Source organism: Terrabacter sp. Ter38, assembly GCF_024519435.1.
In the GTDB taxonomy this organism is placed as follows: domain Bacteria; phylum Actinomycetota; class Actinomycetes; order Actinomycetales; family Dermatophilaceae; genus Terrabacter.
Window position 1 is genome coordinate 185,119 of the sequence record NZ_JALJRZ010000007.1, and the last position, 15,648, is coordinate 200,766.

15 protein-coding genes are annotated in these 15,648 nt (G+C 71.7%); 7 read left to right on the forward strand and 8 right to left on the reverse strand.

From position 1 onward, the window contains the following. Positions 1 to 5: 5 nt before the first annotated feature. On the reverse strand, positions 6 to 2,369 hold the full coding sequence (tkt, locus tag NR112_RS15610; protein ID WP_256795225.1) for a transketolase: 2,364 nt from the start codon (positions 2,367 to 2,369) through the stop codon (positions 6 to 8). Positions 2,370 to 2,558: 189 nt separating this feature from the next. Between tkt and NR112_RS15615 the strand changes: the two genes are divergently transcribed. Next, on the forward strand, positions 2,559 to 3,533 hold the full coding sequence (locus tag NR112_RS15615; RefSeq protein WP_374512575.1) for a heme o synthase: 975 nt from the start codon (positions 2,559 to 2,561) through the stop codon (positions 3,531 to 3,533). A gap of 40 nt (positions 3,534 to 3,573) precedes the next feature. On the opposite strand, the gene NR112_RS15620 is transcribed toward NR112_RS15615, so the two are convergent. The 7 genes from NR112_RS15620 to NR112_RS15650 form a co-directional block, all read right to left on the reverse strand. Then, on the reverse strand, positions 3,574 to 4,587 hold the full coding sequence (locus NR112_RS15620; protein WP_256795226.1) for an NUDIX hydrolase: 1,014 nt from the start codon (positions 4,585 to 4,587) through the stop codon (positions 3,574 to 3,576). 9 nt (positions 4,588 to 4,596) lie between these two features. Then, positions 4,597 to 5,637, reverse strand: coding sequence for a HAMP domain-containing sensor histidine kinase (locus NR112_RS15625; protein ID WP_256795227.1), 1,041 nt, complete (start codon positions 5,635 to 5,637; stop codon positions 4,597 to 4,599). Further along, on the reverse strand, positions 5,634 to 6,344 hold the full coding sequence (locus tag NR112_RS22995) for a response regulator transcription factor (protein ID WP_256795228.1): 711 nt from the start codon (positions 6,342 to 6,344) through the stop codon (positions 5,634 to 5,636). The genes NR112_RS15625 and NR112_RS22995 overlap by 4 nt, the downstream gene beginning before the upstream one ends. Before the next feature lie 75 nt (positions 6,345 to 6,419). Further along, positions 6,420 to 7,349, reverse strand: a complete 930-nt coding sequence (locus NR112_RS15635; RefSeq protein WP_256795294.1) for a COX15/CtaA family protein — start codon at positions 7,347 to 7,349, stop codon at positions 6,420 to 6,422. A gap of 143 nt (positions 7,350 to 7,492) precedes the next feature. Continuing rightward, positions 7,493 to 7,975: a DUF2231 domain-containing protein gene (locus NR112_RS15640; RefSeq protein ID WP_256795229.1), complete on the reverse strand. Its 483-nt coding sequence runs from the start codon at positions 7,973 to 7,975 to the stop codon at positions 7,493 to 7,495. Positions 7,976 to 8,052: 77 nt separating this feature from the next. After that, positions 8,053 to 8,832 (reverse strand): ABC transporter permease, encoded by a 780-nt coding sequence (locus NR112_RS15645; RefSeq protein ID WP_256795230.1) that lies wholly within the window; start codon positions 8,830 to 8,832, stop codon positions 8,053 to 8,055. Further along, complete coding sequence (locus NR112_RS15650; protein ID WP_256795231.1) at positions 8,829 to 9,539, reverse strand: ABC transporter ATP-binding protein; 711 nt, start codon at positions 9,537 to 9,539, stop codon at positions 8,829 to 8,831. Before NR112_RS15650 ends, NR112_RS15645 begins: the two co-directional genes overlap by 4 nt. A gap of 139 nt (positions 9,540 to 9,678) precedes the next feature. Between NR112_RS15650 and NR112_RS15655 the strand changes: the two genes are divergently transcribed. The 6 genes from NR112_RS15655 to sufC are packed head-to-tail and all read left to right on the forward strand — an operon-like array spanning position 9,679 to position 15,644. Then, positions 9,679 to 10,344: a phosphatidylserine decarboxylase gene (locus tag NR112_RS15655; RefSeq protein ID WP_256795232.1), complete on the forward strand. Its 666-nt coding sequence runs from the start codon at positions 9,679 to 9,681 to the stop codon at positions 10,342 to 10,344. Beyond that, positions 10,341 to 11,285, forward strand: a complete 945-nt coding sequence (locus NR112_RS15660) for a phosphatidylcholine/phosphatidylserine synthase (protein ID WP_256795233.1) — start codon at positions 10,341 to 10,343, stop codon at positions 11,283 to 11,285. The genes NR112_RS15655 and NR112_RS15660 overlap by 4 nt, the downstream gene beginning before the upstream one ends. 44 nt (positions 11,286 to 11,329) lie before the next feature. Beyond that, positions 11,330 to 12,154: a helix-turn-helix transcriptional regulator gene (locus NR112_RS15665; RefSeq protein ID WP_374512580.1), complete on the forward strand. Its 825-nt coding sequence runs from the start codon at positions 11,330 to 11,332 to the stop codon at positions 12,152 to 12,154. Next, a complete protein-coding gene (gene sufB / locus NR112_RS15670; RefSeq protein ID WP_020144124.1) occupies positions 12,151 to 13,572 on the forward strand; it encodes a Fe-S cluster assembly protein SufB in 1,422 nt (473 codons plus the stop codon). Before NR112_RS15665 ends, sufB begins: the two co-directional genes overlap by 4 nt. Positions 13,573 to 13,580: 8 nt before the next feature. Continuing rightward, positions 13,581 to 14,864, forward strand: a complete 1,284-nt coding sequence (gene sufD, locus NR112_RS15675; RefSeq protein ID WP_256795296.1) for a Fe-S cluster assembly protein SufD — start codon at positions 13,581 to 13,583, stop codon at positions 14,862 to 14,864. 3 nt (positions 14,865 to 14,867) lie between these two features. Then, the gene (sufC, locus tag NR112_RS15680) at positions 14,868 to 15,644 is read left to right on the forward strand and encodes a Fe-S cluster assembly ATPase SufC (protein ID WP_256795234.1); all 777 of its coding nucleotides are present in this window, start codon (positions 14,868 to 14,870) and stop codon (positions 15,642 to 15,644) included. The last annotated feature ends 4 nt before the right edge of the window (positions 15,645 to 15,648 follow it).

A 15,648-nucleotide genomic window follows, 5' to 3' on the forward strand; every position in this document is an offset into this window, starting at 1 on the left:
GCTGGTCACTTCCCCTTGCTCGTAGCGGATGCGGCGGCCGCGTGGGCGGCCTTGCCGCTGCCGGTCTGCGCCTCGTCACCCATGACGTCGGTGGACGCGCTCTGGGCGGCGCGGGCCGGGTTGGTCTCGGTGACCCCCGGGGCCTTCGTCGCGGCGCCCTTGGCCGCCTTGATGGAGTCCTTCGCGGCCTTGACGACGGCGTCGGCGGTGATGCCGAACTCACGGAACAGCGTGGCCTGGTCGGCGGAGGCGCCGAAGTGCTCGATGCTGACGATGCGGCCGGCGTCGCCGACGACGTCGTGCCAGCCCATCGAGATCCCCGCCTCGACGCTGACGCGGGCCCGGACTGCCGGCGGCAGAACCTTGTCCTGGTAGGAACGGGTCTGCTTCTCGAACCATTCCCGGCAGGGCATCGAGACGACGCGCGTGGCGATGCGGGACTTCTCGAGGCGCTCGGCGGCCTGGACCGCGAGCTGCACCTCGGAGCCCGTCGCGACGATGACGACGTCAGGGTCACCGGCACGCGACTCCTCGACGAGGACGTAGGCGCCCTTGGCGACACCGCTGACCTTGCCGTACGTCGTGCGGTCCCAGGTGGGGACCGGCTGCCGCGTCAGGCAGAGGGCAGCGGGGCCGTCGCCGTTCGTCAGGATCTGGGCCCACGCGGCGGCGGTCTCGTTGGCGTCCGCGGGGCGGACGACGTCGAGGCCGGGGATCGCGCGCAGGGCCGCGAGGTGCTCGATCGGCTGGTGCGTCGGGCCGTCCTCGCCGAGGCCGATGGAGTCGTGCGTCCAGACGTACGTGACGGGCGCCTGCTGGATCGCGGCGAGGCGCACGGCGGGGCGCATGTAGTCGGAGAAGACGAGGAAGGTGCCGCCGTAGGGACGGGTCAGGCCCTCGAGCGCGATCCCGTTGAGGATCATGCCCATGCCGTTCTCGCGGATGCCGAAGTGCAGCGTGCGGCCGAACGGGCCGCCCTTCCACGTCGACGTCTGCTTCGAGGTGGGGATGAAGGACGGCTGGCCCTCCATCGTCGTGTTGTTGGACTCGGCGAGGTCGGCGGAGCCGCCCCAGAGCTCGGGCATGACATCGGCGATGGCCGTGAGGACCTTGCCGGAGGCGGCGCGCGTCGCGACGCCCTTCTCGTCGGCGGGGAAGGTCGGCATCGCCTTGGCGAGGCCGGCTGGGGCCTGACCCGCGAGGATGCGGTCGAGCAGGGCCGCTCGGTCGGGACTGGCCTTGCGCCACGCCTTGTACGCCTTGTCCCACTCGCGGTGGGCAGCCTTGCCACGCTTGACGACGTCGCGGGCGTGCTTGAGGACGGCGGGTTCGACGACGAAGGTCTTCTTCGGGTCGAAGCCGAGCAGCTCCTTCGTCGCGCTGATCTCCTCGTCTCCGAGGGCCGAGCCGTGGGACTTGCCGGTGTTCTGCTTCGTGGGCGCGGGCCACGCGATGATCGTGTGCAGCACGACGAGGGTCGGCTTGTCCGTCACCCGGTCGCCGGAGCGGATCGCGGCAAGCAGCGCGTCGACGTCCTCGACGTAGGTCGCGCCGTCGGCGTCCTTGCGCCAGTCGACGCGGGCGACGTGCCAGCCGTAGGCCTCGAAGCGCGCCGCGACGTCCTCGCTGAACGCGATGTCGGTGTCGTCCTCGATGGAGATCTGGTTGGCGTCGTAGACGACGGTGAGGTTGCCGAGCTCCTGGTGGCCCGCGAGGGCGCAGGCCTCGTGGGAGACGCCCTCCTGCATGTCGCCGTCGGAGGCGATGACGTAGACGTGGTGGTCGAAGGGGCTCGTGCCCGGCTTCGCGTCCGGGTCGAAGAGGCCGCGCTGGCGACGCTGCGCCATGGCCATGCCGACGGCCGAGGCGAGGCCCGACCCGAGCGGGCCGGTCGTGATCTCGACACCGGGGGTGTGGTGGACCTCGGGGTGGCCCGGCGTGAGCGAGCCCCACGTGCGTAGCGACTTGAGGTCGTCGAGCGAGAGGCCGTAGCCGCTGAGGTAGAGCTGGATGTACTGCGTGAGGCTCGAGTGCCCGCAGGAGAGCACGAACCGGTCGCGCCCGAGCCAGGCCGGGTCGGACGGGTCGTGCGTCATGACGTTCTGGTAGAGCAGGTACGCGAGCGGCGCGAGCGACATGGCCGTGCCGGGGTGGCCGTTGCCGACCTTCTGCACGGCGTCGGCGGCGAGCAGTCGCGTGGTGTCGACCGCGCGGACGTCGAGATCGCTCCAGCCGGCCTTCTTCGCCACGGGCAGCGGCAGACCCGGGTCGCGCTGTGCCAGCAGGCCCTTCGTCTTCGCGGTCCGCGTGGTGCCGGATCGGGTGGGCTTCTTCGCCTTCGTGGCGGTGCTGGACGCAGCAGTGGGCACGGAACGGGTCTCCTTCAACAAGGGTTGATCACGTACGGCCACGAGCCTAGTGCCCGCGCTGTTGAGCGACGACACCTCGCCCGGCGGTCGGAACGGCCACCTGTGGTGCGGTGCCGGCCGTCGGCGGCGACGGTCTAGACTTGCGACGCAATGCTCACGTACCCAGCGGGTCGGAGCGACGTACCAGCGGTGAGGATCTCAGTGACAACGGTGGACCCCCGCGCCGACCTCTCGGCGCTTCACGGTCCCGACGGCAGTGGGCTGAAGTTCCTCCTCGGGCAGTACGTCTCGCTGATGAAGCCGCGGATCATCGAGCTGCTCCTCATCACGACGATCCCCGTGATGTTCCTGGCGGAACAGGGCGTGCCCGACCTGTGGCTCGTCGTCGTCACCGTCGTCGGTGGCACGCTGTCCGCCGGTGCGGCCAACACCCTCAACTGCTACATCGACCGCGACATCGACGCCGTCATGCACCGCACGAGTCGTCGGCCGCTCGTCACCGGCACGGTCAGCCCACGGAGCGCTCTCGTGTTCGGGGTGGCGCTGGCCGTCGCGTCGACCGTCTGGCTGGGCCAACTCGTCAACTGGCTGAGCGCCTGGCTCGCCCTCGGGGCGCTGCTCTTCTACGTCTTCGGCTACACGATGCTGCTCAAGCGCCGCACGGCCCAGAACATCGTCTGGGGCGGCGCGGCCGGCTGCATGCCCGTGCTCATCGGCTGGTCGGCCGTCACCGACTCGCTCAGCTGGTCGGCGTTCATCCTCTTCATGGTCATCTTCTTCTGGACGCCGCCGCACTACTGGCCGCTGTCGCTGCGCTACAAGGACGACTACGCCACGGCGCACGTGCCGATGCTGCCGGTCGTCGAGCGCTTCGTCGTCGTCGCGCGCCAGATCGTCGCCTACTCGTGGGCCATGGTGCTCACGTCACTGGCGCTCGTGCCGGTCCAGCACGTCGGCTGGGTCTACACCTCTGCCGCCGTGGTCGCCGGGGCGCTCTTCCTCACCGAGGCGCACCGCCTCCTCGCCAGGGCGAAGGCCGGTGCGGCCGAGGACGTCCTCAAGCCGATGCGCCTCTTCCACTTCTCGATCACGTACCTCACGGTCCTCTTCGTGGGAGTCGCGCTCGACCCCATCTGGCACCTGCCGCTGCCGTTCTTCTCCTGACCGGGGACCGCGCACTGAGGGGGTAGGCCGTGTGGTGCGGTCAGCGGGTCGGCGTGCCGTCCTCGAGGTAGAGCGTGCCGCCGTCGTGCGCGACCAGCGCATCGAGCAGCCGCTCGTTGTAGGCGGCGACCCGCCCGGTCCAGTCCCCGGAGCCGACCCAGTGGACGCCGAGGATCTCGCGCTGCTGCAGGTGTGCCCGCTCGACGACGTCGGCGTCGACGGTGCCGAGGTCGAAGACGAAGACCGTCGCGTCGCCCCATCCGTGCAGGGCGGGGAGCCAGTTGACCGCGAGCAGCGGCCCGGCGGTGACGGTGAGGTCGAGCTCCTCGCGGACCTCGCGGACGACGCACGCGGCGGGGGACTCGTGCCGGTCGACGACGCCGCCGGGGAGGTCCCACTCGCGCTTGTAGACCAGCTCGCACAGCAGCAGGTGCCCCGTGCCGGAGCGCAGGACGCCCTGGGCGATGGCGCGCTTCGTCGGCAGGGTCGAGTCGAGCATCGCCGTGAAGCCCTCGCGGGTGTCCGGATGCGCGTCGTCGCGTCGCCGACCGAGCACGAGCGTGTCCTGGCGCACGCCGGCCAGGGTCGCGTTCCCGCGCAGCCGTCCCTCCCGGCGGAGACCGGCTCGCAGAGCGGTGCGCACGGAGGCCTTGTTGTCCGGGTTGACGTGCGCCTCGACGCGTTCGAGGTCGAGCGCCTCGAAGGCCCATTCGACGAGGAGGCGCACGGCCCGCCACGCGAGACCCTGTCCGCGATAGGGAGCGAACACCGCCCAGGACAGGACGCCGACACCGGGGTCCTGCACGCGCACGTCGACCGTGCCGGCGGGGCGGCCGCGCCACTGCACGAGGTAGGTGACCTTGGACCGGTCGGACCACTCGGCGTGGGTGCGCTCGATCCAGGTCCGGTGCTCGGCGGCCGGTGGTTCGACGGCGGGAAAGTCGAACCACCGGGCGATCTCGCGGTCGTGGAGGGGACGGGTCTCGTCGCTGTCGTCGGTCGTCCACGGCCGCAGCACGAGCTCGCCCTCACGGAGCGTCGGCTGGTCGATCACCTCCCCAGCCTAGGGATGACCGCCGGGCACGGGCTCGCCGAGGGGTCCGGCGAGGGGCAGCGCCAGCTCGAACCGGCAGCCGGGGCCGGAGTTGGCCACGGTCACGTCGCCCCCGTGGGCCCGGGCGATCCCGCGCGCGACGGCGAGGCCGAGGCCGGCGCCCACGCCCGCAGCCGGCGTGCGCGCACTCGTTCCGCGCCAGCCCGGGTCGAAGAGCCGGTCGAGCTCGTCGGGAGGTATGCCGCCGCAGCCGTCCGCGACGCTGACGCGAGCGACGTCGTGGTCGGCGGTGAGGGAGATGTCGACCTGGCCGCCGGGGTCCGTGTGGGTCAGCGCGTTCGTGACGAGGTTGGCGAGGGCGCGCGAGACCTCACCGGCATCGGCCGAGGCCGTGACGGACTCGGCCGGGGCTGACCCGCCCACGTGCACCCCCCGGCGATCCGCGAGGACGCGTGCAGACGCGAGGGCGTCGGACACGAGGTCGCCGAGGTCCACGGGTGCGCGGTCGAGTCGCAGGGTGCCGGACTGCAGTCGCGACAGCGCGAGGAGCCCCCCGACCATGTCGGACATGCGGTCGGCCTCGGACCGGATGCGTGCGGGATAGCTGCCGTCGGCGGGGGCGTGGCCGTCCTCGATCGCCTCGGCCATCGCGCGGATGCCGGCGAGCGGGGTGCGCAGGTCGTGCGACACCCAGGCGACGAGCTCGCGGCGGCTCTCCTCGACCTGTCGGTCGCGGTCGCGCTCGGCGGCCTCCTCGGCGGAGGCGCGCATCAGCTCCTGCACGCGCCGGGCGATGAGCCAGCCGAAGACCGCCGCGATGGGCAGGGAGGTCGCCGTCACGACGAGGACCACGGCCTGGTCGTGCTCGTTGATGAACATCGCGTGCGCCGTGACGACCACGCCGAGGGCGACGCTGAGGATGACGACGACGGGTGCCAGCACCGCGGCTGCGACGAGCGAGCGGGACGCGAGCGCCCGGACGACGAGCGCCCCGACCGTCCCGACGGCGACCGCCGCGAGCGCGGCCAGCAGGGCTGCCTCGGCGATCACGTCCCGACCGCCGATGCGGGGGCCGCGCCGTCCCACCGGTAGCCGACCCCCCACACGGTCTGGAGCCGCACGGGTCGCGCCGGGTCGGTCTCCACCTTCTCGCGCAGCCGGCGTACGTGGACGGTGACCGTCGACTCGTCGCCGTACTCCCAGCCCCACACCTGCTCCATCAGCTCGCGTCTGGAGAACGCGGTGCCCGGGTGGGCCATGAGGTGGGAGAGCAGGTCGAACTCGCGGCTGGTCAGGGCGAGCAGACCGTCGGCGAGCCAGGCCTGGTGGCGTCGGGTGTCGACGCGCAGGTCGTCGTCGACGAGCGTCGTCGTAGCGGGCGGTGCGGCGGGCGGTGCGGCACGGCGCAGGATCGACTGGATGCGCAGCACGAGCTCACGGCTGCTGAACGGCTTGGTCACATAGTCGTCCGCACCGATCTCGAGGCCGAGGACCCGGTCGGACTCCTCGCCCCGCGCGGTCAGCATGACGACCGGCAGGTCGCCGCGCTCGGCGCGCAGCCGGCGGAAGACCTCGAGGCCGTTGAGGCCGGGGAGGGTGAGGTCGAGCACGACGAGGTCGGGGGCGCGGTCGCGGGCCACGGTCAGCGCCGCAGGGCCGTCCTGCGCCTCGAGGACGTCGAGCCCGGCGCGGGTCAGGTAGCCGGAGACGACCTCGCGCAGCGTGGGGTCGTCGTCGACGACGAGGACGGTGGGCACGTCCCCAGCCTAGGCAGCGACGGGCCCTTGGCGACGGCGAAAGTCCTTGCGGTCCGGTGACGTCCCGGACTGTCGTCAGACCGGATGGCGCCTCGTCGCGAGGACGCCGAAGGTCAGGGCGACGACGAGCAGGCTGGCCCCGAGCATGTGGAGCAGCACCAGCAGCTCGGGCAGCTTCGTGAAGTACTGGACGTAGCCGATGAGTCCCTGCGCGAGGGTGACGACGAGCACCATGGTCCAGGCGCGGCGGGCCTCGTCGGTGGTCGCCGTGATGCGAACGGCCACGAGGGTCGCGATGACGAGACCGCAGAAGAGCATGACGGCGTCGGCGTGCATCCACGAGACGAACCGCGGGTCGAAGCCCGTGCGAGCGGGCCGGTCGGCGTCGCCCGAGTGCGGCCCCGAGCCGGTGACGATCGTGCCGAGGAGCAGCACGACCGCGCCGACGGCGCTCGTGCCGAGGGCGAGCGTCCGCGCGAGCGGGTGCACGACGAGCTCACCCGGGCCGGAGACGTCGTCGCGGGCGCCACGCACGAGCATCGTCGACAAGGACACGAGGACCATCGAGAGCAGGAAGTGCGACATGACGGTCCACGGGTTGAGGCCCGTGAGGACGGTGATGCCGCCGAGCACGGCCTGCGCGGGGATGCCGGCCAGGACGCCGATGGCGACCCGGTGGAGCCGCCGGCGCTCCGGCCAGTGCGTCAGCACGGCCCAGAGCGAGGCGAGGGCGAGCACCGTGACGACGCTCGTCAACGTGCGGTTGCCGAACTCGACGAGATCGTGGAACTCGCTCTCGGGCGTCCGGACGGGGGTGAACGAGCCGGGTTGGCACTCCGGCCACGTGCTGCACCCGAGACCGCTGCCCGTGAGGCGCACGATGCCGCCGGTGACGACGATGCCGACCTCGCCGACGAGGTTGGCGAGCAGCAGGGGCCGCACCCAGGTGGGCCGGACGGCGGGGAGCCGGCCGGTGGCCCGGGCGAGACGGCTCGCGCCTGTCACGGGGGCGTCATCGGTCACGGGAGGCGTGGAGGACACCCCGCAAGGGTATGCCGCCGAGCCGGGTCACCCGGCATCGCCCCGGGTCGTCGGCACCGTGAGGACGGGCTGTCCCTCGCGACCGGGACGGGTGCCTGCGTGCCGGGTCAGGCCAGGTCGTTCCAGACCACGAGGGATCCCGCGTGACCGGCCAGCACGACGGCGACGATCGCGGCCACGGCCGAGAGCACGACGAAGGTGCCGATGAGGACGTCGAACGCATGCCCCTGCGGTGACTCCTCCTCCGGCGGTCGGACGAACCACAGGGCCACGAGCGTGAGGACCATGAAGAGCAGGCAGATGAGCTTGGCGCGGTCGCCCCACTCGGTGTGGTTGCTCAGCAGCTCGAGGTCCGTCGTGCTCGCACGCACCCGCACCACGCGTCGCTGCAGCGCCTCGCCGCTCTCCGCCGCGACGTACGCCGAGGCGCCCGAGATGATCGCCCCCGCAGCGGTCGGCCAACGCAGCAGCCGCCGCCACCCGGGGCGCACGACGTAGGCGATCGCGCACAGCGCCGAGAGGGGGACGAGCACGACGACCGCGTGGATCACGAGAGCGTGCATCGGGAGACCGAAGATGTAGTCGAACACGTCGCCTCCAGGCCGGTGGGGGTCGTGGGGGTGGTGCGGCTTCGTCGTGCGGCCGTGCCGCGTCCAGTCTCGTCCGCTCAGTCGTCGAAGCGGAACAGACGCGCCGCCAGGACCGTGGCGATCAGTCCCCACGCGAGGACGACCCCGAGCGCGAGAAGGTTCAGCTGTCCGTCCACCAGGGCCGATCGGAGCCCGTCGGCCAGGCCTGCCGACGGCAGGAGCGCGACGACGTGCGACACCCCTGCCGGCAGCTCGCTCCGCGGGACGACGACACCCCCCACCGCGAGGAGCAGCACCCACACGAGGTTGGCGATCGCGAGCACCGCCTCCGCACGCAGGGTCCCCGCGAGCAGGAGCGCCAGGGCCACGAAGGCCCACGTGCCGAGGACGACGAAGAGGACGGCATACGCGATCCCGGCCACCTCCGGTCGCCACCCGAGCGCGAGGCCGAGCCCGGCGATGACGCCGATCTGGATCGCCTCGACGGTCAGCGTGGCCGCCACCTTCGCCGCGACGAGCCCACCCCGCCCGAGCGGGGTGACGCCGAGGTAGCGCAGGACGGCGTAGCGACGGTCGAAGCCGGTCGAGATCGCCTGGGAGGTGAACGCGGCCGAGATGACGCAGAGGGCGATGACGCCCGGTGTGGCCACGTCGATGCGCGTGCCCGGGCCGAGCGACGGCGAGGTGGTGACGCTGAGGCCGACGAGGGCCAGGGCCGGCAGGACGAGCGAGACGAGCAGCTGCTCGCCGTTGCGCAGCAGGCTGCCCACCTCGAAGCGGGCCTGGGCGAGCACCCGGCGGCGAGGAGCAGCCGCTCGAGCGGCGGTCGGCGTCGTCGGGCTGGCTGAGGTGCTCACGCGGCTCCCTTGCGGGTCAGGCTGAAGTAGACGGCCTCGAGGGAGCGGCCTCCGGTCACCGAGGCCGGCGTCCCCTCGGCGACGGTGCGTCCCGCGTTCATGATGACGAGGTGGTCCGCGAGACGCTCGGCCTCCTCGAACGAATGGGTCGTCACGACGACGGTCGTCCCGGCGTCGCGCTGCTCGGCCACGAGCTCCCACACGTCGAGCCGTCCGTGCGGGTCGAGGCCGGCCGCCGGCTCGTCGAGGAAGAGCACCTCGGGGCGTCCGAGCAGCGACGCCGCGAGGGCGAGGCGCTGCTTCTGGCCACCCGAGAGGCGGCGCACCGTCGTCGAGGCGAAGTCCGTGACGCCGAGCCGTCGCGCCACGGTGTCGACGTCGAGCGGGTCGGCGTAGAGGCGGGAGAGGTGGTGGAGCAGGCGCAGCGGCTTCGTGCCGTTGGGCAGGCCACCGGCCTGGAGCATGACGCCGACGCGGGCCCGGTGGTCGGCGTCCGCCTGCCACGGGTCGCGGCCGAGCACCCGCACCGTGCCGCCGTCGGGTCGCCCGAGACCGACGGCGCACTCGATGGCGGTCGTCTTGCCCGCGCCGTTGGGGCCCAGGACCGCGGTGATGCGGCCGGCGGGGGCCGTCCACGTCAGCCCGTCGAGGGCAGACACCTGACCGAAGGTGCGGCGGAGGTCGGACAGTGTCACCGCATCGGTCATGGCGCATGAGTCTAGGCTCGGTGCCGACGACCCCGGTCACCGCACCTCGGTCGCCACCGGCGTACCCCTCCGCCGTCCCCGCTCCGCCTGCCCCACTCGACCTGCTCACCACACTCGACCCTGACGGAGACCCCGACCCGTGAAGATCGACCCAGCCGCCAAGCCCTTCACCGCGATGGCCGCCGTGCCCACGGTGATCGCCGCGCTGGCCCGCCGACCGCGCACGACCGCCGCCCTCGGCCTGCTCACTGCGGGGGTGACCCTCTTCTTCCGCGACCCCGACCGAACCCCGGACCGCCTACCCGTGTCCGACCCCGACGTGGTGCTGGCCCCGGCCGACGGGATCGTCATGCACGTGGGGGAGCCGCAGGCGGGCATCGCCCCGCCCGGTGAGTGGCAGCAGGTCAGCATCTTCCTGTCGCTGCTCGACGTGCACATGAACCGCTCGCCCTACGGCGGCCGCGTCATCGACGTCACCCACACGCCGGGCCGCTTCCTCGCCGCCTACCGCGCCGAGAGCGCGACGAAGAACGAGCGCAGCGAGATCATCGTCGAGCGCGTCGTCGGGGGACGGCCGCGCCGCATCGTCTACCGCCAGCTCGTCGGCCAGCTCGCGCGCCGCATCGTCACCCGCATCGAGCCCGGCGACGAGATCGCCACCGGCGCGCGCATGGGGCTGATGAAGTTCGGCTCGCGCATGGACGTCTTCGTGCCGCCGGAGGTGCAGCTCGAGGTCAGCAAGGGCAAGCGCGCCATCGGTGGGGAGACCGTGCTGGGCCGCTTCCCGGCGGCGGCCACCTCGTGAGCGGCGACGCGGCCTCCGCCTCCGACGACCGCCCCCGCCGGCGCGACCGGATGAGCCGGCGCATCCGCCTCGTGTCGGCCACCGGCGCCCGGGTCATCCCGCTCGACCGGCTCAACCCGCGCGTCCGGGCCCGGGCGACCCTGCCGAGCCTCTTCACGCTCGGCAACATGCTGTGCGGCTTCTCGTCGGTGCTCCTGTCGTTCCAGGGGCACTTCCGCGCGGCCGCGGTGCTCGTCGGCATCTCGATCGTCCTCGACATCTGCGACGGTGCGGTGGCCCGCGCCGTCGGTGCCATCACGCCGTTCGGCCTGCAGTTCGACTCGCTCGCCGACCTCATCTCGTTCGGGATCGCCCCCGCGGTGCTCGTCTACACGTGGGCGCTGCCGGCCTACCCGGTCTGGGCCTGGGCCGGGGCGATGTTCTGGCTGGCCTGCGCGGCCTACCGCCTGGCCCGCTTCAACGTCACCATCGACCCCTTGGCCGACAAGCGCTACTTCGTCGGTCTCGCGAGCCCGGGCGCGGCCGGCGTCGTCATCTCGACGGTGCTCGCCATCGGCGACCCGCTCTACGACTGGGCACCCCTCGTGCCGGTTGTGGCCGGGGTGGTCCCGGCCGCGCTCATGGCTTCGTCGTTCCGCTTCCGCTCCTTCCGCGATCTCCTCTCGCCGCGCCACCTGCGGATCACGGTCCCGCTCGGCATCGTCATCGCGCTGGGGCTGGCGCTCTTCCCCGGCGCGACGGGCATGGCGCTCGCGTACGGCTACGTGCTCACCTGCCCGCTGGGTTGGGTCACGGCCCCGCTGCGGAGGCGCTGGTTCGGGGAGGACGCCGTCGCGCCCCCGCGCACGCGGATGCCGTCGGTCATCATGCCGCCGGACCTCGATGACGACGACGATGACGACGACGGGGACGACGACGCTGACGACGCCGCCTGGCGGTAAGGACGACCTAACTGGAGTCGCAGCCCCAATTACGTCACAATGGTGTGGTGTTTATCGGAGCGCACGCCCCGCGTGAGGCGAAGAACGGCGAGGACGGCCAGCACGTCTCGCCGCTCGAGTCGCGCACGCGCTCCCGGGTGCTCCACATGGTCTCCGCCGACGGCCCGATCTCGGCCGCCGAGCTCGGGCGTCACCTCGACCTGACCCCGGCAGCCGTGCGTCGTCACCTCGACGCGCTCGTCGAGCAGGGCGCCGTCGTCCCGCACGAGCCCACGGGTGGCCGCCGCGGTCGCGGACGTCCCGCTCGCGCCTACGTCGTGTCCGACGCCGGCCACAGCGCCCTCGAGGCCGACTACGACTCGCTCGCCGTCGAGGTGCTCCGCTACCTCGAGGAGCACGCGGGACCCGCGGCCGTCGGTGACTTCGCCCGCAGCCGTGTCGGCGCGCTCGAGGAGCGGTATGCCGCTCGGCTGGCAGCCGCCGGCGACGACCCCGCCGCGCGCACCGAGGCCCTTGTCGAGGCGCTGAGCGAGGACGGCTTCGCCGCGACCGCGCGCCCCGTCGGCGCCGGGGGCCTGACCGGCGTCCAGCTGTGCCAGGGCCACTGCCCGGTGCAGCACGTCGCCACCGAGTTCCCGGCCTTCTGCGAGGCCGAGACCGACGCGTTCTCCCGGTTGCTCGGGGTGCACGTCCAGCGCCTCGCGACCCTCGCGGGCGGACACCACGTCTGCACGACGTTCGTCCCGACCGGTGGGATCGGCTCCCGCCCCCGGAAGACCACGCAGCCCCCGGGTGTTGACCCCGAGGCTGCCCCACCTCGTTCGAGCACCACCGACACGCTCACGCACGTCAAGGAAGGTTCCTCATGACCACCCACATCGAAGAGCTGAACCCCGGCCTCAAGGGCATCGGCACCTACGAGTACGGCTGGGCCGACAGTGACGTGGCCGGGTCCACGGCACGTCGAGGGCTCAACGAGGACGTCGTGCGCGACATCTCGGCCCGCAAGAGCGAGCCGGAGTGGATGACGAAGCTGCGCCTCAAGAGCCTCAGCCTCTTCGGCAAGAAGCCCATGCCCTCGTGGGGCTCGGACCTCACCGGCATCGACTTCCAGAACATCAAGTACTTCGTGAAGTCCACCGAGAAGCAGGCCGCCACGTGGGACGACCTGCCTGAGGACATCAAGAACACCTACGACCGTCTGGGCATCCCGGAGGCCGAGAAGCAGCGCCTCGTCTCGGGTGTCGCAGCCCAGTACGAGTCGGAGGTCGTCTACCACCAGATCCGTGAGGACCTCGAGGCCCAGGGCGTCATCTTCCTCGACACCGACACGGCCCTGAAGGAGCACGAGGACCTCTTCCGCGAGCACTTCGCGACCGTCATCCCGGCCGGCGACAACAAGTTCGCCGCGCTCAACACCGCCGTGTGGTCGGGGGGCTCGTTCATCTACGTCCCCAAGGGTGTCCACGTCGACATCCCGCTCCAGGCGTACTTCCGCATCAACACCGAGAACATGGGCCAGTTCGAGCGGACGCTGATCATCGCCGACGAGGGCTCCTACGTGCACTACGTCGAGGGGTGCACCGCCCCGATCTACAAGTCGGACTCGCTCCACTCGGCCGTCGTCGAGATCATCGTCAAGAAGAACGCCCGTGTGCGCTACACGACGATCCAGAACTGGTCCAACAACGTCTACAACCTCGTCACGAAGCGCGCGACCTGTGAGGCCGGTGCCACGATGGAGTGGGTCGACGGCAACATCGGCTCCAAGGTGACGATGAAGTACCCCGCCGTCTTCCTCATGGGCGAGCACGCCAAGGGCGAGACGCTGTCCATCGCCTTCGCCGGCGAGGGCCAGCACCAGGACACCGGCTCCAAGATGGTCCACGCGGCCCCCAACACGAAGAGCTCGATCATCAGCAAGTCGGTCGCCCGTGGCGGCGGCCGCGCGAGCTACCGCGGCCTCGTGCAGGTGCTCGAGGGTGCGTCGCACTCGGCCTCGACCGTGCGGTGCGACGCCTTGCTCGTCGACACGATCAGCCGATCCGACACCTACCCTTACGTCGACATCCGCGAGGACGACGTCTCGATGGGTCACGAGGCCACGGTCTCGAAGGTGTCCGAGGACCAGCTCTTCTACCTCATGTCGCGCGGCATGGCCGAGGACGAGGCCATGGCGATGATCGTGCGCGGCTTCATCGAGCCGATCGCGCGCGAGCTGCCCATGGAGTACGCCCTGGAGCTCAACCGCCTCATCGAGCTGCAGATGGAAGGAGCCGTCGGCTGATGAGCCTCCTGGCTGACACGACCACCGACATCCCCGAGACCCAGCAGAGCGAGACCACGGTGCCCGACGCCGCCCCGACCACGACCGTCGCCGCCCCCGGCGCGGCCGCCCACACCGACTCCGCCGCGGCCTTCGTGCCCGACCAGTCGCGCGCCGAGCGCACGGCGTCCTTCGACGTCACCGCCTTCCCGATCCCATCGGGTCGCGAGGAGGACTGGCGCTTCACGCCCGTCAAGAAGCTCGCCGGCGTGCTGGCCGAGGGCGCGACGGGCAGCCTCGACTGGAGCACGTCGCTCCCCGAGGGCGTCACGACGTCGACGATCACCGCCGAGCAGGCCCAGGGCCTCGGCATCCTGCCGCCGCAGGACCGCGCGGCCGTCGTGGCCGGCGCTGCGGCGGGCGGCGCGCTGCTGCTCGACATCCCGGCCGAGGCCGAGCTCGACGAGCCCGTCCGACTGTCGCTCGTCGGCCACGGCGGTGAGCCGGTGCACGGTCACCTCGTCGTGCGTGCCGGTCGCTTCTCCAAGGCGACCGTCGTCGTCGAGCACACGGGCTCGGCACGCTACGCGCAGCTCGTCTCGGTCGTCACCGGTGACGGCTCCGACCTCACCGTCGTGTCGGTGCAGCGCTGGGCCGACGACGCCCAGCACCTGGCCCAGCACGACGCCCTCGTCGGCCGCGACGCCCGCTTCAAGCACCTCTCGGTGTCGCTCGGCGGCGAGGTCGTCCGGGTCAACGCCAACGTGCGCTACGCCGGCCCCGGCGGCGACGCGACGCTGCTCGGCGTCTACTTCGCCGACGCCGGCCAGCACCTCGAGCACCGCTCGTACATCGACCACAACGCACCGCACTGCAAGAGCCGCGCCACCTACAAGGGTGCGCTCCAGGGTGAGACCGCTCGCACGGTCTGGGTCGGCGACGTGCTCATCCGCGCCGAGGCCGAGGGCACGGACACCTACGAGCTCAACCGCAACCTCGTGCTGACCGACGGTGCCCGCGCCGACTCGGTGCCGAACCTCGAGATCGAGACCGGCGAGATCGAGGGTGCCGGACACGCCTCTGCCACAGGGCGGTTCGACGACCTGCAGCTCTTCTACCTCCAGTCGCGCGGCATCAACGAGGACGAGGCGAAGCGCCTCGTCGTGCGCGGCTTCTTCGCCGACATCATCCGCGAGATCCCGCTCGCCGACCTGCGCGACGAGATCACCGCCGCGATCGAGGACGAGCTCGCGTCGACGGCCTACGCCGCCCCCACCCAGCACACGCCCAGCATCACGAACAAGGAGAACTGACCCATGAGCACGCTCGAGATCAAGGGACTGACGGTCTCGGTCGAGACCGAGGACGGCCCCAAGGAGATCCTGCGCGGGGTCGACCTCACCGTGAAGTCGGGGGAGACGCACGCGATCATGGGGCCCAACGGCTCCGGCAAGTCGACGCTGGCCTACAGCATCGCCGGCCACCCGAAGTACACCGTCACCGGTGGCACCGTGACGCTCGACGGCGAGGACGTCCTGTCCATGAAGGTCGACGAGCGCGCCCGCGCCGGACTCTTCCTCGCGATGCAGTACCCCGTCGAGGTCCCCGGCGTCACGGTCAGCAACTTCCTGCGCACCGCCAAGACCGCGATCGACGGCGAGGCGCCCAAGCTGCGCACGTGGGTCAAGGACGTCAAGGCCGCCATGGGCAACCTGCGCATGGACCCCGCGTTCGCCGAGCGCAACGTCAACGAGGGCTTCTCCGGTGGCGAGAAGAAGCGCCACGAGATCCTCCAGATGGAGCTGCTGCGCCCGAAGGTGGCCATCCTCGACGAGACCGACTCCGGCCTCGACGTCGACGCGCTCAAGATCGTCTCCGAGGGCGTCAACCGCGCCAAGGACTCGAGCGACCTCGGCGTCCTGCTCATCACGCACTACACGCGCATCCTGCGCTACATCAAGCCCGACTTCGTGCACGTCTTCGTCGACGGCAAGGTCGTCGAGGAGGGTGGCCCGGAGCTGGCCGACCGCCTCGAGGACGAGGGCTACGACCGCTACCTCACCGCGGCCCCGGCCGCGGCGGTCGAGGTCTGAGCCG